25 protein-coding genes and 2 tRNA genes are annotated in these 20,619 nt (G+C 68.1%); 12 read left to right on the plus strand and 15 right to left on the minus strand.

Annotated elements, in window-relative coordinates; all coding sequences use genetic code 11:
* Positions 1 to 115: 115 nt before the first annotated feature.
* The 4 genes from AACZ75_RS12165 to AACZ75_RS12180 all read left to right on the plus strand — a co-directional run bounded on the left by AACZ75_RS12165 (position 116) and on the right by AACZ75_RS12180 (position 1,732).
* Entirely contained in the window at positions 116 to 592 is a 477-nt protein-coding gene (locus tag AACZ75_RS12165) for a TIGR02300 family protein (RefSeq protein WP_339873133.1), read from the plus strand.
* A 153-nt stretch (positions 593 to 745) separates the two neighbouring features.
* Positions 746 to 821, plus strand: a tRNA-Ala gene (locus AACZ75_RS12170).
* Positions 822 to 970: 149 nt separating this feature from the next.
* On the plus strand, positions 971 to 1,390 hold the full coding sequence (locus AACZ75_RS12175; RefSeq protein ID WP_339873135.1) for an Hsp20 family protein: 420 nt from the start codon (positions 971 to 973) through the stop codon (positions 1,388 to 1,390).
* 84 nt (positions 1,391 to 1,474) lie between these two features.
* On the plus strand, positions 1,475 to 1,732 hold the full coding sequence (locus tag AACZ75_RS12180; protein WP_339873136.1) for a DUF1150 domain-containing protein: 258 nt from the start codon (positions 1,475 to 1,477) through the stop codon (positions 1,730 to 1,732).
* A 102-nt stretch (positions 1,733 to 1,834) separates the two neighbouring features.
* Here AACZ75_RS12180 and AACZ75_RS12185 read toward each other — a convergent pair whose 3' ends face one another.
* The 8 genes from AACZ75_RS12185 to AACZ75_RS12220 all read right to left on the minus strand — a co-directional run bounded on the left by AACZ75_RS12185 (position 1,835) and on the right by AACZ75_RS12220 (position 7,653).
* Entirely contained in the window at positions 1,835 to 2,299 is a 465-nt protein-coding gene (locus tag AACZ75_RS12185; RefSeq protein WP_339873138.1) for a PTS sugar transporter subunit IIA, read from the minus strand.
* Positions 2,300 to 2,386: 87 nt separating this feature from the next.
* Positions 2,387 to 3,040, minus strand: a complete 654-nt coding sequence (gene raiA / locus AACZ75_RS12190) for a ribosome-associated translation inhibitor RaiA (RefSeq protein WP_339873140.1) — start codon at positions 3,038 to 3,040, stop codon at positions 2,387 to 2,389.
* 161 nt (positions 3,041 to 3,201) lie between these two features.
* The gene (gene rpoN, locus AACZ75_RS12195) at positions 3,202 to 4,704 is read right to left on the minus strand and encodes an RNA polymerase factor sigma-54 (protein WP_339873141.1); all 1,503 of its coding nucleotides are present in this window, start codon (positions 4,702 to 4,704) and stop codon (positions 3,202 to 3,204) included.
* A gap of 98 nt (positions 4,705 to 4,802) precedes the next feature.
* Positions 4,803 to 5,597: an LPS export ABC transporter ATP-binding protein gene (lptB, locus tag AACZ75_RS12200; RefSeq protein WP_339873143.1), complete on the minus strand. Its 795-nt coding sequence runs from the start codon at positions 5,595 to 5,597 to the stop codon at positions 4,803 to 4,805.
* A gap of 27 nt (positions 5,598 to 5,624) precedes the next feature.
* A complete protein-coding gene (locus AACZ75_RS12205; protein ID WP_339873144.1) occupies positions 5,625 to 6,119 on the minus strand; it encodes an LptA/OstA family protein in 495 nt (164 codons plus the stop codon).
* Between the two features lie 7 nt (positions 6,120 to 6,126).
* The gene (gene lptC / locus AACZ75_RS12210; protein ID WP_339873145.1) at positions 6,127 to 6,789 is read right to left on the minus strand and encodes an LPS export ABC transporter periplasmic protein LptC; all 663 of its coding nucleotides are present in this window, start codon (positions 6,787 to 6,789) and stop codon (positions 6,127 to 6,129) included.
* A gap of 6 nt (positions 6,790 to 6,795) precedes the next feature.
* Positions 6,796 to 7,410, minus strand: coding sequence for a ribonuclease D (locus AACZ75_RS12215; RefSeq protein ID WP_339873146.1), 615 nt, complete (start codon positions 7,408 to 7,410; stop codon positions 6,796 to 6,798).
* Positions 7,411 to 7,566: 156 nt separating this feature from the next.
* Positions 7,567 to 7,653: transfer RNA gene (locus AACZ75_RS12220), tRNA-Leu, on the minus strand.
* A gap of 160 nt (positions 7,654 to 7,813) precedes the next feature.
* Between AACZ75_RS12220 and AACZ75_RS12225 the strand changes: the two genes are divergently transcribed.
* Positions 7,814 to 8,809 (plus strand): complex I NDUFA9 subunit family protein, encoded by a 996-nt coding sequence (locus AACZ75_RS12225; RefSeq protein WP_339873147.1) that lies wholly within the window; start codon positions 7,814 to 7,816, stop codon positions 8,807 to 8,809.
* A gap of 123 nt (positions 8,810 to 8,932) precedes the next feature.
* Here the strand turns inward: AACZ75_RS12225 and AACZ75_RS12230 are convergent, their stop codons facing one another.
* Both AACZ75_RS12230 and AACZ75_RS12235 read right to left on the minus strand, forming a co-directional pair.
* Positions 8,933 to 9,739 (minus strand): undecaprenyl-diphosphate phosphatase, encoded by an 807-nt coding sequence (locus AACZ75_RS12230; protein WP_339873148.1) that lies wholly within the window; start codon positions 9,737 to 9,739, stop codon positions 8,933 to 8,935.
* A 26-nt stretch (positions 9,740 to 9,765) separates the two neighbouring features.
* A complete protein-coding gene (locus tag AACZ75_RS12235) occupies positions 9,766 to 10,941 on the minus strand; it encodes a citrate/2-methylcitrate synthase (RefSeq protein WP_339873150.1) in 1,176 nt (391 codons plus the stop codon).
* Between the two features lie 146 nt (positions 10,942 to 11,087).
* Between AACZ75_RS12235 and AACZ75_RS12240 the strand changes: the two genes are divergently transcribed.
* Genes AACZ75_RS12240 through queG form a run of 3 tightly spaced genes read left to right on the plus strand, consistent with a single transcriptional unit; the run spans position 11,088 to position 13,987 of the window.
* Positions 11,088 to 12,095 carry a cation diffusion facilitator family transporter gene (locus tag AACZ75_RS12240; protein WP_339873152.1) on the plus strand — a complete coding sequence of 336 codons (1,008 nt, stop codon included), beginning with the start codon at positions 11,088 to 11,090 and terminating at the stop codon, positions 12,093 to 12,095.
* Between the two features lie 59 nt (positions 12,096 to 12,154).
* Positions 12,155 to 12,838 carry a glutathione S-transferase family protein gene (locus AACZ75_RS12245; RefSeq protein ID WP_339873154.1) on the plus strand — a complete coding sequence of 228 codons (684 nt, stop codon included), beginning with the start codon at positions 12,155 to 12,157 and terminating at the stop codon, positions 12,836 to 12,838.
* A gap of 24 nt (positions 12,839 to 12,862) precedes the next feature.
* A complete protein-coding gene (gene queG / locus AACZ75_RS12250) occupies positions 12,863 to 13,987 on the plus strand; it encodes a tRNA epoxyqueuosine(34) reductase QueG (RefSeq protein ID WP_339873156.1) in 1,125 nt (374 codons plus the stop codon).
* Here queG and AACZ75_RS12255 read toward each other — a convergent pair.
* Both AACZ75_RS12255 and AACZ75_RS12260 read right to left on the minus strand, forming a co-directional pair.
* Positions 13,984 to 14,511 carry an FKBP-type peptidyl-prolyl cis-trans isomerase gene (locus tag AACZ75_RS12255; protein WP_339873158.1) on the minus strand — a complete coding sequence of 176 codons (528 nt, stop codon included), beginning with the start codon at positions 14,509 to 14,511 and terminating at the stop codon, positions 13,984 to 13,986. The genes queG and AACZ75_RS12255 overlap by 4 nt on opposite strands.
* Complete coding sequence (locus AACZ75_RS12260; protein WP_339873160.1) at positions 14,492 to 15,694, minus strand: threonine ammonia-lyase; 1,203 nt, start codon at positions 15,692 to 15,694, stop codon at positions 14,492 to 14,494. The genes AACZ75_RS12255 and AACZ75_RS12260 overlap by 20 nt, the downstream gene beginning before the upstream one ends.
* Before the next feature lie 149 nt (positions 15,695 to 15,843).
* On the opposite strand from AACZ75_RS12260, the gene AACZ75_RS12265 reads away from it, so the two are divergent.
* The 3 genes from AACZ75_RS12265 (at position 15,844) to AACZ75_RS12275 (ending at position 17,375) form a co-directional block, all read left to right on the plus strand.
* Complete coding sequence (locus AACZ75_RS12265; RefSeq protein ID WP_339873162.1) at positions 15,844 to 16,350, plus strand: hypothetical protein; 507 nt, start codon at positions 15,844 to 15,846, stop codon at positions 16,348 to 16,350.
* 62 nt (positions 16,351 to 16,412) lie between these two features.
* Positions 16,413 to 17,036, plus strand: coding sequence for a BA14K family protein (locus tag AACZ75_RS12270; protein ID WP_339873163.1), 624 nt, complete (start codon positions 16,413 to 16,415; stop codon positions 17,034 to 17,036).
* 144 nt (positions 17,037 to 17,180) lie between these two features.
* On the plus strand, positions 17,181 to 17,375 hold the full coding sequence (locus AACZ75_RS12275; protein WP_339873164.1) for a hypothetical protein: 195 nt from the start codon (positions 17,181 to 17,183) through the stop codon (positions 17,373 to 17,375).
* A gap of 72 nt (positions 17,376 to 17,447) precedes the next feature.
* Here the strand turns inward: AACZ75_RS12275 and AACZ75_RS12280 are convergent, their stop codons facing one another.
* The 3 genes from AACZ75_RS12280 to rplU form a co-directional block, all read right to left on the minus strand.
* Complete coding sequence (locus AACZ75_RS12280) at positions 17,448 to 17,981, minus strand: GNAT family N-acetyltransferase (protein ID WP_339873166.1); 534 nt, start codon at positions 17,979 to 17,981, stop codon at positions 17,448 to 17,450.
* A gap of 171 nt (positions 17,982 to 18,152) precedes the next feature.
* Entirely contained in the window at positions 18,153 to 18,434 is a 282-nt protein-coding gene (gene rpmA, locus AACZ75_RS12285; protein ID WP_339873168.1) for a 50S ribosomal protein L27, read from the minus strand.
* A gap of 71 nt (positions 18,435 to 18,505) precedes the next feature.
* On the minus strand, positions 18,506 to 19,072 hold the full coding sequence (gene rplU, locus AACZ75_RS12290; RefSeq protein WP_339873169.1) for a 50S ribosomal protein L21: 567 nt from the start codon (positions 19,070 to 19,072) through the stop codon (positions 18,506 to 18,508).
* 205 nt (positions 19,073 to 19,277) lie between these two features.
* Between rplU and AACZ75_RS12295 the strand changes: the two genes are divergently transcribed.
* On the plus strand, positions 19,278 to 20,591 hold the full coding sequence (locus AACZ75_RS12295) for a cyclopropane-fatty-acyl-phospholipid synthase family protein (protein ID WP_339873170.1): 1,314 nt from the start codon (positions 19,278 to 19,280) through the stop codon (positions 20,589 to 20,591).
* The last annotated feature ends 28 nt before the right edge of the window (positions 20,592 to 20,619 follow it).

A 20,619-nucleotide genomic window follows, 5' to 3' on the forward strand; every position in this document is an offset into this window, starting at 1 on the left:
GATGGACGGGCGACCAGGGCCGGGAGGCGGCGGCGCGAAGATGGCTTTTGACAGCGGGGCTGCGGAGTGGCAAGGGACGCGCCCGAATTCCAACCCCCTGCCAAAGGTATCATCCGTGGCCAATCCCGAACTGGGTGCCAAGCAGGTCTGCCCGAACTGCCAGGCCAAATTCTACGATCTCGCCCGTCGTCCGGCGCACTGCCCCAAATGCGCCCACGAGTTCGATCCCGAGGAGGCGCTGAAGCTGCGCAGCCGTCGCGGTCGCCCGGGCGGCTATCCGGCGGACGACGCCGAGACGGAAGAAGTGGTCACCAAGAAGCCCGCCTCAGACTCGGATGATGACGACGAGGACGATACCGTGGCGACGCCGGAAATCGACCAGGAAGGCCACGAGCCGATCGTGACCCCGGACGACGACGACGATTCGGCGACCGATGCCTCGGAAGAGGCCGGCATGAACACGACCGACGGCGACGATGACGACGTGCTCGACGACGACGATGACGACGACGATTCCGTCCCCTTCATCGAAGACGAAGATGACGACGCCTTCGAAGGCGCAGTCGCCAAACCGGTCAAGGACGAGGACTGATTTCAGGTCCCGCTCACCCCGTGCGGCAGGGGTTTGAACGGGGACGAAAATAAATGGCGGAACCGGGCTTGATCCCTGAAAGGCCCTGACATAGGTTCCGCCGCCTCGCCGCACCCCATCCCTTCGGGATCCGGCGTACCGACCGAAAGGTTCGGGGCTTTAGCTCAGCTGGTAGAGCGCTTGCATGGCATGCAAGAGGTCAGCGGTTCGACTCCGCTAAGCTCCACCATCGAAGGCCCTGCGGGACACCGCGGGGCCTTCGTCCTTTCCGGCACCGGTTGACCTGCCCCACACCCCACACCATCTAGGGTCCGCAGCCGGTGCCTCGCCGATTTCCGGGGGGCGCAGGGCTGAGGTCGCTTCTGCGAGGGCCTTGATATGACGACGCGCACCATTCTGTTCGACAGCCCCTTCCTGCTGGGCTTCGATCATACCCGGGCCCTGATCGACCGGGCCGCCCGGGCTGCGGCGGAAAGCTATCCGCCGTACAATGTCGAACAGCGGGACGAGGACTCCGTCCGGATCAGCCTGGCCGTCGCCGGTTTCGCGCCGGACGATCTGAGCATCACCCTCGAAGGCCGGCAGCTGACCATCACCGGCAAACGGGAAGACCCGGGCAAGGCCGAACCGGCCTTCCTGCATCGGGGTATCGCCGGGCGTGGCTTTGTTCGCAGCTTCGTCCTGGCGGACGGCCTTGAGGTCGAGGAAGCCCGGCTGGAGCATGGCCTGCTTCATGTCGATCTGCGACGCCCCGATGACGCCGTCATCGTGCAGCGCATCCCGATTACGGCGCGCTGAAGCCGCCGGACGGCGACAGCGACGGACCCACCGTCGAACCGCTCGGGTTCACGAGCGTTCAGAAGATTGTAAGGAGGCGCATCGATGACGCCGATACTCATGACCAAGGAAGACTTTGCCGGACTGGGCGCGCCTGACCTCGTCTATGTGCGCGAGATCAAGGCCGCCGACATCCTGGCCAACACGCCGATCACCGAGATCAAGGGTCTGGATATCCAGCCCGACCAGATCCTGTTCGCCGTGCATGGTGCCGACGGTGAACGTCTGGCTGTAATGATGGACCGCGAGACGGCCTTCGCCGCGGCCGTCGCCCATGAACTCGAGCCGGTTTCGGTCCACTGACCGCCGGTCGCGCGCCATTGCCCTGCAAACCGGCCTGAAGCAGCCGCTGATCGACAGGACCGCCCCGGCGGGACCCGGCTCCCGCAGGGGGCCGGGGTCGCGTCAGGCTGCCGTTGCCGGCGCGTCGCGGACGAACAGGGCGTGAATGGCGTCCGGCGTCCGGGCCTTGCGCAGGTGTTCGCGCAGTTCCGGCGATCGCAAGGCCCGCGAAACAGCCGCCAGGGCCCGCAGGTGCTCGGCCCCGTCGCGGGGGGGAGCAAACAGGGCAAACAGCAGGTCGACCGGACGATCATCCACCGCACCGAAGGCGACGGGCGTGTCCAGGCGGACAAAGACGGCCAGGACCCGATCCAGACCCTCGATCCGGGCATGTGGCACAGCCACGCCCGAGCCCAGCCCCGTCGACCCGAGCGCCTCACGCTCGAGCAGGGCCTCCATCACCCGCGTCTCGGGCAGACCGAGGGCCGCGGCGGCCGCCTCGGCCACCACGTGCAGGGCCTGTCGCTTCGACGACGCACCGCTGCGCAAGACGACACCGTCCCGGGCAAGCAACTCACCGATATCCATCGAAACCCCGACTCTTACGCAATCCATTTCCCCGGAGGGCGGGCGCCGTTTAGACGCTCTGCCCCCCAAGGGAAAGTACTATGATCCCTAACCGTTTACAGAACGGTGTCCATTGACCGCCCGCGTCCGCTCCGGATCGATCCAGCCGACATTGCCGTCCGGACGGCGATAGACCACCGACAGGCCGCCGTGCGCGGCGTTGCGGAACAGCACGACCGGATAGCCGGTCATGTCCAGTTCCAGAACGGCCCGACCCACCGTCAACGTGCGAATTTCGGCCTCGGTTTCGGCGATGACCATGCCCACAGGGGGCGGTTCATCCGCCTGGCTGGAGTCGCCGAACTCCTCATCCTCGACCGAGTCCGGATCGCGGAATACCGTCATGGACGCCACCTCGCGGGCCGCGTTTTCTGACTTCTCGGGCGACAGCCCCTTGGGGCCCGCATGATGGTTCTTCAGACGACGCTTGTATCGCCGCACCCGCTTCTCGAGCTTTTCGAGACTGTCCGTGAAAGCCGCCTGGGCGTCGCCGCCCTGGCCCGAGGTGATAATGACCTCCCCGGACGCGAGACGGACCCAGCAATCGACCTTGAAGCCGTAGCCGTCCTTGGACACCACAACCTCGGCCTTTGAGCCGCCGCGTTCGAAATATTTGCCAACTCCATCCTGGAGTTCGAGGGTGATGCGCGAGCCTAACGCTTCGCCGACATCTACGTGTTTGCCGCTAACCTGTACCTGCATGCCCCTACAACGCGGCGGTCCGCGATAGGTGTCAACGGCGATCACAATTTTGTGGTGACGGTGGCAATTCGCCGGCGGAATTCGACGACGCGAATTGGCGACCGGCCGGGGAATTCGACGACCGGCCGGTGCGACCGGGGCGAAGGTCGCGACGGCGGCGGTCAGCCGGTCCTGAGCATCCGCTTGCGCTCGACCGACGAGGGGATTCGCAGGGCCTCGCGGTATTTGGCGACGGTGCGCCGGGCGATGTCGATTCCGGCCTCGCTGAGAATCTCGACGATGCGATCATCGGACAGGATGTCGCCGTCCCGGCTCTCGGCGTCGATCATCGCCTTGATGCGGTGACGCACGGCCTCGGCCGAGTGCAGGGCCCCGCCGTCCGACGACTGGATGGCGGCGGTGAAGAAGAATTTCAGCTCGAACACGCCGCGGGGGGTCGAGACATATTTGTTCGAGGTGACCCGGCTGACCGTCGATTCGTGCATGCCGATCGCCTCGGCCACCGTCTTCAGGTTCAACGGGCGCAGGAATTCGACCCCGAAGGCCAGGAAGGCGTCCTGCTGGCGCACGATCTCGGACGAGACCTTGAGGATGGTCCGGGCCCGCTGGTCCAGCGACTTGACCAGCCAGCTGGCCTGGGCGGCGCAGTCGGCGACGAAGGCCTTCTCCGTGTCCGAGCGGGCACCGGCGGCGACCACCCCGTGGTAGCGCTTGTCCATCAGCAGACGCGGCAGGCTGTCGGCATTCAGTTCCACCCGCCAGCCACCGGCCGGATCGGGCCGGACATGGACATCGGGGATCACCGTCTGGGCCGGATCGCCGCCGAATCCGGCTCCGGGGCGCGGCGTCAGCGCCTTCAGCTCGGCGATCATCTCGGCCATGTCCTCGGCGTCGACGCCACAGGCCTTGCGCAGGGCCGACAGGTCGTGACGGGCCAGGAGCTGGAGGTTGTCGAGCAGGGCCCCCATCGCCGGATCAAAGCGGTTGCGCTCGACCAGCTGCAGCTTCAGACACTCCGGAACCGAGCGCGCCATCACCCCGGTCGGCTCGAAGCCCTGACACAGGACCAGCACGGTCTCGATACGCTCGGCACCGCAGCCCAGTCGTTCGGCGATCTCGTCCAGATCGGCGCGCAGATAGCCGCCCTCGTCGACCCCGTCGATCAGGGCCAGGGCGATCGCGTGATCGGTGGTGTCGAATCCGGCCGATGAGGCCTGGGCCTGCAAATGCTCCCACAGGGTCAGTTCCCGGCGGTCGGGACGTTCCCCGCCCTCGCCGTCGGCGATCGAGCCGCCCTTGCCGGCGCGGGACCAGTCGGACAGACCCGGCTGGGCGTCGTCGGCCATGCGGTCGGTGGCGCGCTCGCCCTGGGTGGCGTCGCCATAGACGTCGTCCTCGCGGGCATCCAGCGTGCGTTCGCCGTCCTGGGCGCGGCCGTCCTCGAAACTCAGCTCGGCCCCGTCCGCGACCACGGTCTCGGCCGGCGCGTCGGGCGCGTCGGCCTCGGCCTCCTCGCGCTGCAGCAGGGGATTGCGCTCGATCTCGGCCTCGACGAAGGCGTCGAGCTCCTGGTTCGACAGCTGCAGCAGCTTGATCGCCTGCTGCAGCTGGGGCGTGATGACCAGCCCCTGGCCCTGCCGTACCTCAAGCCTCTGACCGATCACTTCGGATAGCCCCCACAGCCGCGTTGCCGGGCGTGGCCCGAAACTTGCTGAGGGCAGAATGCCGGGAAGCGGTTAACGAGCGGCGAACGCGCGAGCGCTCAGCCGTACATATCGCCCAGATAGACGCGGCGAACCTCCGGATCGCGGATGATGTCCTGGGCCGCGCCCTTGAACAGCACCGCCCCGCCCGAGATGATCGTGGCGTGGTCGATGATCTCCAGCGTCTCGCGGACATTGTGGTCGGTGATCAGCACGCCGATGCCCTGGCCGGACAGATAGCGGATCACCTGGCGGATGTCGGCGATGGCGAGGGGATCGATGCCGGCGAAGGGTTCGTCCAGCAGCATGAAGGACGGTCGCCCGGCCAGGGCCCGGGCGATCTCGACCCGCCGCCGCTCACCGCCCGACAGACCGGCCGCCGGGGCGTGGCGCAGGTGGTCGATGCGCAGCTCTTCCAGCAGGCGTGAGGTTTCCGTGGCCACGGCCGCGGCCCCCGACTGGTGCAGTTCGGCGACCGCGCGGATATTCTGCTCGACGGTCATGCCGCGGAAGATCGAGGGCTCCTGGGCCAGATAGCCGAGCCCCATGCGGGCGCGCTGGTACATCGGCTGGGCCGTGATGTCCTCGCCGTCCAGCCAGATGGTGCCGGAGTCCGGCGGGATCAGGCCGGTGATCATGTAGAAACAGGTGGTCTTGCCGGCCCCGTTGGGTCCCAGCAGGCCGGCAACCTCGCCGCGCTGCAGCGTCAGGGAGACGTCGCGCACGACCTGGCGCGCGCCGAAGGAGCGGGCGATGTGCTCGACGCGAAGTCCGGTCGACCGTGCGGGCTCGACCGGTGTCCCCGCGGCCGGAGCCTCGTCCAGATTCAGGGCTGAGAGTTCCTTGCGCGCCACAGGTTCAGGTCCGGCCGGCCCGGGGGCTCAGTTCCGGGTCCCTTGCGGATAGAAGACCCCCTGGATGCGGCTGCCCGCGCCGCCGAACGCGCCTTCCATCCGGGCGGCACCGGTATCGACATTGTAGGTCAGCCGCCCGCCGGTCAGCACATTGCGTCCCTGGGTCAGGATCACATCGCCGGTCACGACGATGGTCGTGTCGGCGACCGTGTAAACGGCCCGGTCGCCGCGGATCGTTTCGGTCGGGGTGACATAATAGACGTTGCCCGAGGCGGTGACCTGGGTGATGGCCCCGCCGGCGCTGACGCCCTGGATCGCATCGGCGCGCAGGCGGTTGTCGCCCTGCAGCACCTCGGCCCGACCGCGCAGCGCGAAGCCGGACGGGGTCTGTTCGGCGCTGTCAGCCCCGACCATGATCGGCCGCTGGCTGGGCGTGGCCCGGGCCTGGGCCGTCGCTGCGCCCGACGGGGCCGCCAGAACGATGCCGAGCGCCGCGACGCCCGCGAGGATTGATCTGATCATGGTCTTCTCATCCACCCGACCGGGTGGTGTTGAAAACCCCCCGGATCTTGTTGTCGCCCGAGCCCTTGAACACGACCCGCTCGCCCTGGTCATAGATCGCATAGGACGAAGCCGAGATGGTTCCAAGGGGGCCGACCCCCTCAACCCCCTTCGAACCGGTCACTATGCCAGTCGCCGTATCGACCACGGCCTCCGGCGTGGTCAGGGTGAAACCCGAGCCGCCGTCGGTGATCTTCACGTTCGGGCCGATGGTCACGGTCCGGGCCACTTCGTTGTAGACGCCGCCGTCCGCCGTCATCTCGGTGACCTTGCGCCCCCCCAGGTTCAGCCGCATCACCGGGCCGATCAGACGGAAGAAGCCGGTCTGCGGATCGCGAACCGCACCTTCGGCCCCGATCATGAAGGATCGACCCTGGGCGTCCTGACCCCGGAACATCGGATTGTCGAGGCGCACCTCCTGCGTCTGGCTGGCCTTGCGCTCGACCCCGGACATCACACTGCGGAACACGGTCCAGGTCACCGTCCCGCCGGCCAGCACCAGGATCACGACCGGCAGCACCCGCCGCAACAGACGCACGCGCTTCGACCGCGCGCGCCAGTGCGCCCCCTCGGCGGCGACACGGGCCTCGTCGGTGCGAATTCTTGTCTCTGGCGGGTCGGGCCGGGTCATCTGCGGTCAGGCGTGGGCGAAGATGTCGACTTCGTCCCAGCCGGCGAGGTCAAGACGGGCCCGGACGGGCAGGAAGTCGAAACAGGCGCGGGCCAGCTCGGTCCGCCCCTCGCGCGCCAGCATCATGTCGAGCTTCGCCTTGATGGCGTGGAGATACAACACGTCGGAGGCCGCGTATTCCAGCTGGGCGGGGCTGAGCTCGGCCGCGCCCCAGTCCGAGCTCTGCTGGGCCTTGGACAGGTCGATACCGGCCAGTTCGCGCGCCACATCCTTGAGCCCGTGCCGGTCCGTATAGGTTCGCGCCAGCTTCGAGGCGATCTTGGTGCAGTAGACCGGACGGGTCTCGACCCCGAGGTGCAGTTGCACCATGCCGATGTCGAACCGGCCGAAATGGAAGATCTTCAGCACCGCCGGGTCGGCCATCAGCCGCTTCAGGTTCGGGCAGTCGTAGGCCGGCCGGTTCAGACGCACGACATGGGCGTCGCCGTCGCCGGACGACAGCTGGACCACGCACAGGGGGTCACGCCGCAGGCGCAGGCCCATGGTCTCGGAATCAATGGCGACCTCGGGTCCGAGATCGAGGGAATCGGGCAGATCGCCCTCGTGCAGATAGACGGTCATGAGGTCTGGGCTTTCATCACAACGATACTAGCGCATTTTCGGACAGAAATGCGCCAGTGCGCCCCTGACGCGATCTCCGGAACCATCCCGGCGACAGAGGGCGGGGCAGATAAACGAACGGCGCCGCATCACAGGGATGCAGCGCCGCCGAAAATATGGTGCCCAGGAGAGGACTCGAACCTCCACGACATTTCTATCACTGGCACCTGAAGCCAGCGCGTCTACCAATTCCGCCACCTGGGCCCAGACGTTTCCGTCTGGAAGGCGCGGACCCTTAAGGCAGCGCATCGGACGGGTCAACAACCCTTTTCCCGTCTTTGCGTTGCCGGGGCGAAAAGCATCGTCTATCCCGCCCGGGTCAGCCCGTGTTCCGGGCGGCGCAGACTTTCTTCTGGAGCACGTCATGAGTGAGTTCAGCCCGGGCCTGGTTACAGTTTTCGGCGGCTCCGGTTTCGTCGGGGCCCAGGTGGTTCGCGCCCTGGCCAAACGCGGCTGGCGCGTGCGGGTCGCGGTCCGTCGCCCGGGCCAGGCCTATGATCTCAAGCCACTGGGCGACGTCGGCCAGATCCAGCCGGTCCGCTGCGACATCACCCGCGAGGCCGACGTGGTCGAGGCCCTGCGCGGCGCGACGGCCGCCGTGAATCTGGTCGGCATCCTTTACGAAACCCCGTCGCGCAAATTCCAGACCCTGCATATCGACGGCGCGCGCCGGATCGCCGAGGCCTGCGCCGCGGCCGGCATCGACCGCCTGGTCCAGGTATCGGCCATCGGGGCCAATCCGGACAGCAACGCCGCCTATGCGCGCTCCAAGGCCGAGGCCGAGCTCGCCGTGCGCAACGTCAAGCCCGACGCCGTCATCGTCCGGCCGTCGATCGTCTTCGGGGCCGGCGACGACTTCCTGAACCGCTTCGCCGCCCTCGCCGCCATCGCGCCGGCCCTGCCGTTGATCGGCGGCGGCCAGACGCGCTTCCAGCCGGTCTATGTGGGCGACACGGCCGAGGCCATCGCCCGGGCGGTGGTCCGCGTCGATGCCGCCGGACGCACTTTCGAGCTGGGCGGACCGGCGGTCATGACTTTCGAGGCCGTACTGAAGCTGGTCTTGCGGGAAACGAACCGCAGCCGCCCGCTGATTCCGCTGCCCTTTTTCGTCGCGCGCATGATCGGCAACCTGGCCCAGCTGACCGCCCTCGTCGGCATCGCCCCGGTCCTGACCGCGGATCAGGTGGAAATGCTCAAGGTCGATACGGTCGTCAGTCCGGACGCCGAGGGGCTGGAAGCCCTCGATATCCAGCCGACGGGGGTCGAGGCCATCGCTCCGGCCTATCTGTGGCGCTATCGCCGCGGCGGCCAATTTGCCGAAAATCCGGCGATGCGGGACGCGGTCGCCGCGACCCGGTGACCGCCGGGGCCACCCCTGGACCGGGTCTGTTTCGGCGCGAATCGACCTGAGGCCGAAAACGGGCCCGGATTCAGTCCGGAACGCAGGCCGGGCCGGACGGTGTCCAGTCCCGCGGCTTTCGCCCTAGACCAGGCCGCCCCAGACCAGACCCAGCCCCACGACCCCGACCACGATCCGCCACCAGGCGAAGGGCGTGAAGCCGTGCCGGGCGACGAAATCGACCATCGCCTTGACCACGACCCAGCCGCTCACGAAGGACACGACAAAACCGATCGCGATGATGCCGCCGAAATCCCAGTCGATCGCCGCGCCGCTCTGGATGATGTCCCAGGTCGAGGCCGCGACCATGGTCGGAATGGCCAGGAAGAAGGAAAATTCAGCGGCAGCGCGCTTGTCGAGGCCCAGTGTCAGGCCGCCGGCAATGGTGGCTCCCGAGCGGGACACGCCCGGAATGACTGACAGACATTGAAACAGGCCGACGCCGAGGGAGCGTTTCCACGACAGGCTCATGGCATCGTCCGCGCTCGGGGTCGGCGCGAACCGTTCGAGGATTATCAGGCCGAACCCGCCCACGATCAGGGACACACAGATCACGGTCACGCTGTCGAACAGCACCAGTTTGATGAAGTCGTACAACAGCAGGCCGACCAGCACCGACGGCAGGAAGGCGATCAGCACGCTGAGGGCGAAATGGCGCGCTTTCGGATCGGTCGGCAGCCCGATCAGCACCTTCCACAGCCGGGCGAAATACAGGGCGACGACCGCCAGTATGGCCCCCATCTGGATCAGCACGATGAACGAGGTCCAGCGTGGATCCGTCAGGCCGAGCAGTTTCTGGGTGAGCAACAGGTGACCCGTCGAGGACACCGGAATGAATTCGGTCAGGCCCTCCACCAGGCCCAGAATGATTGCCGCCAGCCAGTCCGCCATGAACGCTCCGATCGAGTCTGGCGGAATCAATTCGCGCCGGGTTCGGGTCCCACATAGCGCAGCCGGGCCCGGATAGGCGAGCCGTTCGTCGCCTGGTCCAGGGCATGGCCCAGCAGGCCGGTCAGACGGCCCAGCATGAACAGGTCCGCCGCCCCCTGGCGCGGCAGTTCGAGACGTCGGGCGATTATGGCCAGGGCCATCGCAAAGGTCGCCTGGCCGCCACCGATGTCCTCGCCCGCCCGGAGCACGGCGAGAAGGTCGGCCGGCAGGTCCGCGGCGGACAGAAGCGCGGCCGCCCGCGTGGCGTCAGGGGTTGCCGCTGCGGCCGTGAAGCCCGGCAGGCTGCCGATGTCCTGAAGACGGCGTCGACTGGCCTCGACCGGGCCACGCCGCGCTTCAACCACCCAGGCGGAGGCGTCCGTCAAATCCTGCACGATCGTCGACCCGACCAGGGTGGTGATTCCGGCAAGGGCGGCACCGGCGAGCGGCGCCCCGCCCCCGACGGCGGCCCGCACCGCCAGAATCGCCGGATCCAGCTCATCGTCGGCCGCGAGCACCAGCGCGCGCCGGATCATGTGGGAATCGCGATCGATGGTCTTCCAGGCCCGCGCCAGCCGCTGGTGAAAATGCAGGCGGGGCCCCGGCCCCGAGGCGGCGTCGATGGTTTCGTTGAGAATACAGGCCGCCTGTTGCCCGAGCGTTTCCGCGTCGCAGGCCCGCGACGTGACGTCTTCTTCGGCCCGGCGGGACAGGATGGCGAAGGTCCGCGCCCGGATCGAGACGCCGATGACCCCGTCCAGCCGTGGCTTGATTCCGGTGAACAGCTGGGCGTCCCGCAGGCCCCACAGCCGGCCGGCGACTTCCTCGAGCGTGGCCTGCTGTGACAGCTGAACGGCATCGAGGCCGCGATAGAACAGCCGCCCGTCGGCCACGACGCTGAGCGAGGAGACGATGTCGGCCTCACCGCGCCCACCCGCGCGGTCCGGCGCGACGACCGGACGCAGCGCGGGAGCTTCGCCCCGGCGCAGCCGGTCGATGTCCTCGGCGTCATAAAGACTGCGCCGCGAATCCGCCGGGTCGGGCCGGGCGATGATCCGCCCGCGGCTGACGTAGGCGTAGAGGGTCTGGGTCTTGATCCCGAGACGATCCAGCGCCTCGTTGCGTCCGATCCAGCGTCGGGTGACGTCTTCGATTGCCTGCACGCCGCCCTCCACGTCCGGGTCTGATCTCAGTACCCGCCCATGATGCGGCCGTTTGGTGACGGTAAGCCTAACAAGGCGATAAAAGTCATCGGTCTGTCCGGTGCCCTGCCATTGGCAAGGCGGCGGCTATCGGCGACAAGGCGTCAATGACCTCTCCTGCCCCCTCGTCGACACCGACGCACACGGACGCCCAAACCGCCGCGCGCAATGTCACGCGCCTGTCGGTCGGGGTCGCGGTGGTTCTGATCGCCCTCAAGGCCTTTGCCCTTGGGGCGTCCGGCTCGGTATCGATCCTCGCCTCGCTGGCGGACTCGGCGCTCGATCTGGTGGCGTCCCTGGTGACCTTCGTCGCCGTGCGCTGGGCCGCCGCACCGGGCGGCGAGCAGCATCGCTTCGGACGCGGCAAGGGCGAGGCCCTGGCCGCCCTGGTCCAGGCCGGGCTCGTGTTCGCCTCGGCCACCTTCATCGGCTGGGAGGCGATCCAGCGGATCTTTGATCCCCGCCCGGTCACCGCCGGAGGCTGGGGCGTGACCGTCATCCTGATCTCGACCGTCCTGACCCTGGGTCTGGTGTGGATGCAGACCCGGGCCATCCGTCAAAGCGCGTCCATGGCCATCGCCGCCGACCGGGCCCACTACGCCGCCGACCTGGCCGCCAATGCGGTGGTTCTGATCGGTGTGATCTCGGGCGCGTTTCTCGCCGCCCCCGGCCTCGATGCGGCGGCCGGCCTGGTGGTCTCGGTCTGGTTGTTCTGGGGTGCGCTCGGCATGCTCAGAGGCGCGGCCGACCATCTGCTGGACCGGGCGGTGCCCGACAGCGACCGGATCGCGGTGACCACCGCCGTCCTGTCCGACCCCCGGATCCATGGTGTCCATCAGCTGCGGACCCGGATGGCCGGATCGGTGATGATGATCCAGATGCACGTCGACATGGACCCGGCCCTGACGCTCGAGGCGGCCCATGCGATCATTGTCGAGGCCGAGAACCGGCTGCTGGCAGCCTTCCCCATGGCGGACATCCTGATCCATCCCGACCCCCACGGCCGCGCCGAACCCGAGGGTGTCCCCACCGCCGGTCCAGCTGTGGATGAGGCCGGGGCCGAGGCCGAAGCCGCGCCGGAAGTCGAGCCGGCCCCGCGCGGGCCATGGTCCTGACACGCACAATGGCGGTGTCACTAACGGGCGATTAACGCCCTCGGGCGCATGGATTTCGCATGTCGGCCTGCGTCCTGTTTCATTTTCCCTTCGACCCCGGTTCGCGCACGGCGCGCCTTGCCCTGGGCGAGGCCCGGGTGGAGTGGACCGAGGTCCTGGTCCGCCCCTGGGAGCCGGGCTGCCCGCTCGGCGAGCTCAACCCGTCCGGCATGCCGCCGGTGGTCCAGACCAGCGAGGCCGGCAAGGCACTGACGCTGTGCGAACCGGCCGCGGTTCTGGGCTGGCTCGAAGACCGGTCCAAGACCCCCTTCCTGCTGCCGGCCGACCCCGGCGAACGGGCGGAGGCCCGCCGGCTGGTGACCTGGTTCGACCGCCGCTTCACCGACGAGGTCGACGCCGTCCTGCTGCACGAGCGGATGGAAAAGCCGCTGCTGCGGCTGGGGCCGCCCGAAGCCCGGGCCCTGCGCGAGGGTCGCGAGGCGTTGCGCGCTCACCTGACGATGCTGGAGGATCTTGCCGCCCAGCGCGACTGGCTGGCCGGTCGGCGCCTCAGCCAGGCCGACATCGTCGCCGCCGCCCATCTGTCGGTGCTCGACTATTTCGGCGAGATCGCCTGGAAATCCTGTCCGGCGCTGAAGACCTGGTACATGAAGCTGAAGTCGCGGCCCTGTTTCCGGCCCCTGCTGGCCGACCGGTTCCAGGGCCTGCAGCCGTCGGCCCATTATACCGACCTCGACTTCTAGGGCGCGGCGCGTCAAACGACGCCCATGGCGACCGACCTCCGTCAATCCATCCGCGACAGCGCCGCCACCCTGGGTTTCGACGCCTGCCGGTTCGCCTCGGCGGCCGAGCCGTGGAGCGCGGGCGAACGGCTGGCGCATTTCGTCGAGGCCGGGCGGCACGGCGAAATGGGCTGGATGGAGACGACGCTCGAGCGCCGCAGCCACCCCACCGCCATGTGGAGCGAGGCGCGCACGGCCATCGTCCTCGGCCTCAACTACGGCCCCGACCATGACCCCCTGCCCGAACTGGCCGACCGCTCGGCCGGCTATGTCTCGGTCTATGCCCGGGGTGACGACTATCACGAGCTGATCAAGGGGCGGCTGAAGACCCTGGCCGGACAGGTCGCGGCCCGCACCGGCGAGGACGTCAAGGTGTTCGTGGATACGGCCCCGTTGATGGAAAAGCCGCTGGCCCAGCGGGCCGGGCTCGGCTGGCAGGGCAAACACACCAATCTGCTGTCGCGGGAACACGGCAACTGGCTGTTCCTCGGCGTCATCCTCAGCGCCGCCGTCCTCCCGGTCGACGCGCCCGAGACCGAACATTGCGGCAGCTGCACCGCCTGTCTGGACATCTGCCCGACCCGGGCCTTCCCGGCCCCGTTCCAGCTGGATGCCCGCCGCTGCCTGTCCTATCTGACCATCGAATTTCCGGGGCCGTGGCCGGTCGCGTTCCGCGCGGCGACCGGCAGCCGCATCTATGGCTGTGATGACTGTCTGGCGGTGTGTCCATGGAACAAGTTCGCCGCGGCGTCACGCGAGGCCCGGCTACAGGCGCGTGACGGCCTGAACGGACCGCGGCTGGCCGAACTGGCCACGCTGGACGATGCCGCCTTCCGCACCCTGTTCTCCAAGAGCCCGGTCAAGCGCATCGGTCGGGCCCGGTTCCTGCGCAATGTCCTGTACGCGATCGGCAACAGCGCGGACGATGCCCTGATCCCCGTGGCGACCCGGCTGATCGACGACCCGGCACCGCTGGTGCGCGGCGCGGCCGTCTGGGCCCTGTCACGTCTGATGGCGGATGACGCCTTCGCTGTTCTGGCGGTGCAGCGGGCGGCCGTTGAAGCCGATCCGGAGGTGCTGGCGGAATGGCGAAGTGGCGAACGCCCCTAGCCCATGGCGGTGCCGACACCGGTGCCGCCGCCCGGCGTGTGGGCCACGTCCAGCAGCTTGATCCGGAACACCAGCACCGCATTGCCCGGGATTTTCGGCGGGCCGCCGCGTTCGCCATAGCCCAGGGCCGGCGGCACATAGAGCAGCCACTCGTCGCCGACCTTCATCCGCTGCAGGGCCTCGGTCCATCCGGGCACCACGTCCGCCGGCGTCGTCACATAGGGCGTGCCCCGGGCGAACGAACTGTCGAAGACGGTGCCGTCGGTGAGCGAGCCTTCATAGTCGACCCGGACCAGGTCATTGCCGTCGGGGCTTTGCCCACCGGCCGGCCCCGCCGCGATCACCTTGTACTGGAGGCCGGACGGCAGGGTCTGGACCCCCTCGACCCGGGCATTGTTGGTCAGGAAGAACTCGGCCGCCCGGGCGTTGGCGGCCAGATCGGCATCCGGTGCCGCATCACCGCCGCAGGCCGCGACCAGCAGTGCCAGCGAAAGGACCGCAGCCCTACCCCATCCGAAGCGCATAACCCTTGTCCTTCAAGGCCTCGCCGATCGCGTCGGCATGGGCGCTATCGCGCGTTTCGACCATGATGTCGAACTCCGCCCCCTTGGCCGGAACATCCAGCGCCAGACGGTTGTGGACGACGTCGATGATGTTGCCGCCGACGTCGCCGATCACCGCCGCCATCGTCGACAGAATGCCGGGCCGGTCGTCGCTGAGAATGCGGAAAACGACCAGCCGCCGCTCGCGCACCATCTCGCGGTTCAGGACCACGGCCAGCATCCGCGCGTCGATATTGCCGCCGCACAGCACCAGCCCGACCTTCATGCCGCGGAAGCGGTCCGGGTGGGCCAGCAGGGCGGCCAGGCCGCCCGCGCCCGCGCCCTCGGCGACGGTCTTCTCCAGCGTCGCATACAGGGCCACGGCCTTTTCGAAATCCTCTTCCTCACAGACGAGCACATCCTCGACCAACGGGTCGGCCAGGGCGAAGGGAATGTCGCCGACCGCCTTGATGGCGATACCCTCGGCGATGGTCGCGCCACCGCATTTCGGCGTTTCGCCCTTCCGGCGCGCGCTGAAGGACGGATACATGGCGGCCTCGACACCGAAGATGCGGATGTCGGGCCTGATCGCCCGGGCCGCGATCGAACAGCCGGCGATCAGACCGCCGCCGCCGATCGGAATGATCAGGGCATCGAGATCCGGCGCATCTTCGAGAAATTCGATGGCGCAGACACCCTGGCCGGCGACGATGCCTGCATCATCGAAGGCCGAGATGAAAACATAGCCATGCTCGACCTGGAGCCGTTTGGCCTCCTCGGAGGATCCGGAGAAATCGGCCCCGTGGATCACGACGGTGGCCCCGTGCGCGCGGGTTCCGTCGACCTTGGTGAAGGGCGTGCCCACAGGCATGACGATGGTCACCGGAATGCCCAGACGCCCCCCGTGGTAGGCTAGGGCCTGGGCGTGGTTGCCGGCCGAGGCCGCGACCACGCCGCGCCGGCGTTCGTCGGGCGTCAGCTGGCTGAGCCGGTTCAGGGCTCCGCGCTCCTTGAACGAGCCGGTGAAATGGAGGTTGTCGTATTTGACCCAGACCTCGGCCCCGGTGCGCTGCGACAGCCGCCGGGAGTGGCGAACGGGGGTGCGATCGACCTGACCGGCGATCCGCTGCTGGGCGGCCTGGATGTCGGCGAAGGTGACGGTCATGAACGATCCTGACGCTTCCGGTGCCGAACCTCGTCCGGTCATGGCTGCGGTTTTGGCCCACAGCGACTGTCGTCGCAACCTTGACCTTGGCCGCTGCGTTAGGCGTGATGAGGATATAGACTGCCCGACGAATTACCGGAGTCCGCCCCATGTCGATCCGCCCCCTGCTCGCCCTCGCCGCCGTGGCCGTTTTCGGCGCGGCCTGTGCGCCGACCACCGGCTCGACTCCGTACAGACCTCCAGTGTCGACGGCCTTCAATGCCGAGGCCTTTGCCTGGTCGGCCCGCACCGGCCAGGCCGCGATCAACGGGCGAGTCGATTTCCGTCGCGACGGCCAGACCTATGAATGCACCGGCTCGGTCGCCCTGACGCCGGACACCCCGTATACGCGGAACCGCTTCAACATCCTGTACGGATCGATCGACCGGGCCGCCGTGCCCGAGGCGGTCGTGCGCGCCCGCACCGTGTCCGATCCCAACGCCGACTATCGGTCCTTCGTCCGGTCCACCACCTGCAATAACGGCCGCTTCAGCTTCACCGGCCTGCCTGACGGTGGCTGGTTCGTCATCACCCCGGTCAGCGCCGGCGGCGAGCGGGTCGTGCTGATGCGCCGCGTCGAGACGCGTGGCGGCCGTACCGTGAATATCACCCTGTAGACAGTGTCCGTGCGTTCAACCGGGTCCGCCCCCTCGGGACGGGCCGTTTCCGGGAGTTAACCATGCGTCGCCCCGCCCTGATGCCGGCCGCCCTGTTCGTTGCCGCCCTGACCCTCGCCGCCGCACCGGCCGCGGCCCAGTATTATGATCACGGCTCCCGGGACTATGGCCGCGATCATGACCGGGACTACGGTCGTGACTACGGTCGTGACTATGGGCAGGCCCGCACGAGCTGGGGGTCGGTGCCGGCGACGGCCGGCTGGCGCAGCCAGCTGGACCGGCCGGGCGACTATCGCTGCGACGCCTTCTGGGACGCCCATCGTACCGACTGCGCCGCTCCGTGGCGCGATCAGCGCCGGTCCAGCGGCTATGGATACGGTTACGGCTGGAACAGTCCGGGCTATGGCCACTCCGATCCCTACTACGGGCGTCCGGCCGCGCACGGCGGCAGCCGGTATGGCTATTCGTCGCGTCGCCGCGGCTATGGGTACGCCCCCCTGGACACCGACCGGGGCGAGGCATGGCACGGGGCCTACGGCCGCCCCGACCTGGTCTATGCGAACAATGACCACCGCGCCGGCCGGGACGCCCGGCGCATGGCCTGGTGCCGGTCAAACTACCGATCCTACGACCCGGCCAGCGGCTATTATCGCGCCTACAGCGGTCGCCTCGTCTATTGCGGCTAGGCGGCACCGGACTGCGGGGGTAGGACCATACGGTCAAGGCGATCACAGAACCGTTGGTAACCGCCGTTCGCCATCCTTTGGCCGTATCGTCCCCGCCTTTGGGGCAACTCCCCCTCGGGGGATCCAGTCAATCGGGAGGCGTCCATGTCCCAGCACAATATCTCGGGTTCCGAGGCCTTTGACCGCACCCCGCAGGTGATGATCCGGTCTGTACGGACCGGCGGTCTGCGCCGGCGTCGCGCCCGCATGGCCGGGGCCTTCATCGCCGGGGCCATCGCCACGGTGATCGGCGTGGCCATCGCCGCCGCCGCCGTGTTCAGCCCGGCCCTGTTCGGCTAGAGCCAGGTCGCGCCGGTTTGACGCCGGACCCCCTTTTCGGATTCCCGACGCTGCGACCCGCACCGCGAACGTCTAGGCCAGCCACACCATCCGGCGGATATCGGTCGGGGCGTTACGCGCCCGGCTGAACGCCTGCCGGACCTCACCCGTATAGAGAAAGCCTGCCTTCTCCAGCACCCGGCCCGAGGCCGGATTGTCCGGGAAATGGCCGGCCACCAGGGCACGACGCTTCCAGTGGCGGCCGGCCCAGACCAACGCCCCCTCCAGCGCCTCGGTGGCGAACCCCCGGCCCCAGAACGGCCGGCCGATCCAGTAGCCCGTCTCGGGTGCGGGATCGGCGTCCTCGAACAGCCCGATGACGCCGACAGGCCCCAGGTCTTCATGGTCGATCAGGAAGGTCGCCCCGCGCCGGGGGTCCTGCCCCTGGAGCGAGTCGATAAAGCCTTCGGCGTCGCCGACGGCATAGGGATGCGGCATCCGCAGCGTCATGCGCGCCACGTCGATATCATTGGCCAGGGCCGCCAGACGCAGCGCGTCCTGCGGACGGGGCGCGCGCAGAACCAGACGTCGCGTCTCGACGACAGGAGAGATTTCGATCACGCACATGGGCGCCTCGCGAAGTGTGCGCCGCCGTCCTTGAGTCAGGGCTCGGGCGGGCTTCGAGGCGGGGAAACGCAAACGGGGAGCCTGGTTGACCCAGACTCCCCGCGGAAAAATTCCCTGGTCCGGATCGCAGCTCTTCGAGCCATGCGCGATCCGGGAGGTATCCGTTTCGCGCTACTCGGCGGCCATCGCCACAGTGTCGTTGGCCGGCATAATGGAGACGTAACAACGGCCGCCACGTTTGGTGGTGAATTTCACCGCGCCGTGGGCAAGGGCGAACAGGGTGTGATCGCGACCGAGGCCGACATTGTCACCCGGGTGGAAGGTGGTGCCGCGCTGGCGCACGAGGATGTTGCCGGCCAGCACGCGCTCGCCGCCGAACTTCTTCACGCCAAGGCGCTTCGACTCGGAGTCGCGACCGTTACGCGACGAACCACCGGATTTTTTGTGAGCCATAGGTCTGCTCCGTCACTCTTCAGTTTGCGCCTGCGCGCGTCGCACCGTCTGCGGTGCGGGTTGAACTCGGATTAGGCGTCGTCGCCGGCCTTGTCCGCCTTCTTGGCGGGGGCCTTCTTGGCGGGAGCCTTCTTGGCTTCGGGCTTTTCAGCCTTGGGCGCGGCGGCCTTCTTGACCGGAGCGGCCTTGGCGGTCGCGGCGGCCTTCGGGGCCTTGGCCGGCTTGGCCTCGGTCTCGTCGACGCGCGGGGCCAGGCCACGGGCACGAAGGTTCATCTCGGCCTTGGTCATCAGGTCGACCGTGCCGTCCCATTTGGCGGTCTCGCCGGCACCGGCGATGCCGGTGATGCGCAGGACCGATTCCATCTGGCGATGGCCGTTGGTACGGCGATAGCCCTGGCGACGGGTCTTCTTGAAGATCTTGATCTTCTCACCCTTGCGGGTTTCGACCAGGGTCGCGGCGACCGAGGCGCCGGAGATCAGGGGGGCACCAAGGGTCACACCCTTGTCACCGCCCAGCATGAGCACGTCGCCGAACGACATCTCGGCACCCGCATCACCATCCAGCTTTTCGACGACGATAACGTCGCCCGGTTGGACCCGGTACTGCTTGCCGCCGGTCTTGATCACCGCGTACATTTGAAGCCTCAGCGTAAACGCAAAAAAGATAGCGCCCGCCGGGCAAACCCCGCGGGCGAAGAGCGGCGACATATACGGACGAGGCTCGCGGAGTCAACGTGAAACGGGCCCGAAAGGCCGCGAAACCCGCGAATTCGCCGGATGACCTAGCCGGTTTTCCGCCGTCGTGCCAAATCTGGCGACGAACCGAGGATCACGACACCCCATGACGGACCGAGCGGATCGCCGCATTCAGGCTGCCCGGACGGTCATCGCCCATGTCGCCGGACATCTGCAGGCCGACCTGTCGGTCCGGCTTTGGGACGGACAGGTGCTGCCGCTGGGGCCGGGCGCGCGCACCGACATCCAGATCGTGATTGCCGGTCCCGCCGTCATCCGCCGCCTTCTGCTGAAGCCGGGGTTGATGACCCTGTTCGAACTGTTCGCGACCGGCGACCTCGCCATCGAGGGCGGCAGTCCGCTGGAGGCGGCCGACCGCTGGGACCACGGCCGCGCCGTGCACCTAGCCCGGCGCGTCGACAAATGGCTGCTGGCCCGGCAGGCCCTGCACTTCCTGTGGGGCCGGGATCGCGTGGAGCGCGCGCCGGCCAGCTATGACCAGACCGGGCGCGAGGGGATCGGTGCCGGACAGGCCGGCCGGCGGGACCCGGACTTCATCCGTTTCCACTATGATGTCTCCAACGATTTCTATGCCCTCTTCCTCGATCCGGGCCTGACCTATTCGAGCGCCTATTTCACCCGCCCGGACGCCACGCTCGAAGAGGCCCAGACCGAAAAGCTGGACCGGATCTGCCGCAAATTGCGGCTGCGGCCGGGACAGACCCTGCTGGACGTCGGCTGCGGCTGGGGCGGTCTGGCGTGCTGGGCCGCACAGAACTACGGGGTCGAGGTACATGGTGTGACCCTGTCCCAGGCCCAGCTCGACCATGGCCACGCCCGGGTCAGCGCCCTGGGCCTGGATCATCTGGTCACCCTGGAACTGAAGGACTATCGCGAGATCGACCCGGGGGTGACCTATGACGCCATCTCCCAGGTCGAGATGTTCGAACACGTCGGCCTGGCCAACCACGACCGGCATTTCGCCGAAATGCACCGGCTGCTGAAACCGGGCGGCCTCTATTTCCACCAGGCCTCGGTGCGGCGCGGCGGCCGCGGCCCGATCCGCCCGACACCGACCACCCGGGTCATCACCCGCTTCATCTTCCCCGGCGGCGAGCTGGACACCATCGGCATGACCGTCACCAACCTCGGCCGCTCGGGCTTCGAGGTCCTGGACGTGGAGAATATGCGCGAGCATTTCGAACTGACATTGCGCACCTGGTCACAACGTCTCTACCTGGCTCGCGACCAGGCCCGTGCCCTGGTCGGGGACGCCAGGACCCGGCTGTGGCTGATCTATTTCGCCCTGTTCGCCAAGGGGTTCGAACGGGGGTCGGTACTGGTCTACCAGACCGTGGCGCGCCGGCGTCGACCGGGGGCGTCCGGCCTGCCGCTGGACCGGCGCAGTCTTCATTCCTGACGGAATTGGCCTCGACCGTTATATAGTA

Source organism: uncultured Brevundimonas sp. (assembly GCF_963975535.1).
Classification (GTDB): domain Bacteria; phylum Pseudomonadota; class Alphaproteobacteria; order Caulobacterales; family Caulobacteraceae; genus Brevundimonas.

Coding starts and splice junctions, on each gene's coding strand:
- AACZ75_RS12175 (WP_339873135.1), top strand. CDS start 971: ATGACGACGCGCACCATTCTGTTCGACAGCCCCTTCCTGCTGGGCTTC.
- AACZ75_RS12180 (WP_339873136.1), top strand. CDS start 1,475: ATGACGCCGATACTCATGACCAAGGAAGACTTTGCCGGACTGGGCGCG.
- AACZ75_RS12185 (WP_339873138.1), bottom strand. CDS start 2,299: ATGGATATCGGTGAGTTGCTTGCCCGGGACGGTGTCGTCTTGCGCAGC.
- raiA (WP_339873140.1), bottom strand. CDS start 3,040: ATGCAGGTACAGGTTAGCGGCAAACACGTAGATGTCGGCGAAGCGTTA.
- AACZ75_RS12205 (WP_339873144.1), bottom strand. CDS start 6,119: ATGATCAGATCAATCCTCGCGGGCGTCGCGGCGCTCGGCATCGTTCTG.
- lptC (WP_339873145.1), bottom strand. CDS start 6,789: ATGACCCGGCCCGACCCGCCAGAGACAAGAATTCGCACCGACGAGGCC.
- AACZ75_RS12215 (WP_339873146.1), bottom strand. CDS start 7,410: ATGACCGTCTATCTGCACGAGGGCGATCTGCCCGATTCCCTCGATCTC.
- AACZ75_RS12225 (WP_339873147.1), top strand. CDS start 7,814: ATGAGTGAGTTCAGCCCGGGCCTGGTTACAGTTTTCGGCGGCTCCGGT.
- AACZ75_RS12230 (WP_339873148.1), bottom strand. CDS start 9,739: ATGGCGGACTGGCTGGCGGCAATCATTCTGGGCCTGGTGGAGGGCCTG.
- AACZ75_RS12240 (WP_339873152.1), top strand. CDS start 11,088: ATGACCTCTCCTGCCCCCTCGTCGACACCGACGCACACGGACGCCCAA.
- AACZ75_RS12245 (WP_339873154.1), top strand. CDS start 12,155: ATGTCGGCCTGCGTCCTGTTTCATTTTCCCTTCGACCCCGGTTCGCGC.
- queG (WP_339873156.1), top strand. CDS start 12,863: ATGGCGACCGACCTCCGTCAATCCATCCGCGACAGCGCCGCCACCCTG.
- AACZ75_RS12255 (WP_339873158.1), bottom strand. CDS start 14,511: ATGCGCTTCGGATGGGGTAGGGCTGCGGTCCTTTCGCTGGCACTGCTG.
- AACZ75_RS12260 (WP_339873160.1), bottom strand. CDS start 15,694: ATGACCGTCACCTTCGCCGACATCCAGGCCGCCCAGCAGCGGATCGCC.
- AACZ75_RS12265 (WP_339873162.1), top strand. CDS start 15,844: ATGTCGATCCGCCCCCTGCTCGCCCTCGCCGCCGTGGCCGTTTTCGGC.
- AACZ75_RS12270 (WP_339873163.1), top strand. CDS start 16,413: ATGCGTCGCCCCGCCCTGATGCCGGCCGCCCTGTTCGTTGCCGCCCTG.
- AACZ75_RS12275 (WP_339873164.1), top strand. CDS start 17,181: ATGTCCCAGCACAATATCTCGGGTTCCGAGGCCTTTGACCGCACCCCG.
- AACZ75_RS12280 (WP_339873166.1), bottom strand. CDS start 17,981: ATGTGCGTGATCGAAATCTCTCCTGTCGTCGAGACGCGACGTCTGGTT.
- rpmA (WP_339873168.1), bottom strand. CDS start 18,434: ATGGCTCACAAAAAATCCGGTGGTTCGTCGCGTAACGGTCGCGACTCC.
- rplU (WP_339873169.1), bottom strand. CDS start 19,072: ATGTACGCGGTGATCAAGACCGGCGGCAAGCAGTACCGGGTCCAACCG.
- AACZ75_RS12295 (WP_339873170.1), top strand. CDS start 19,278: ATGACGGACCGAGCGGATCGCCGCATTCAGGCTGCCCGGACGGTCATC.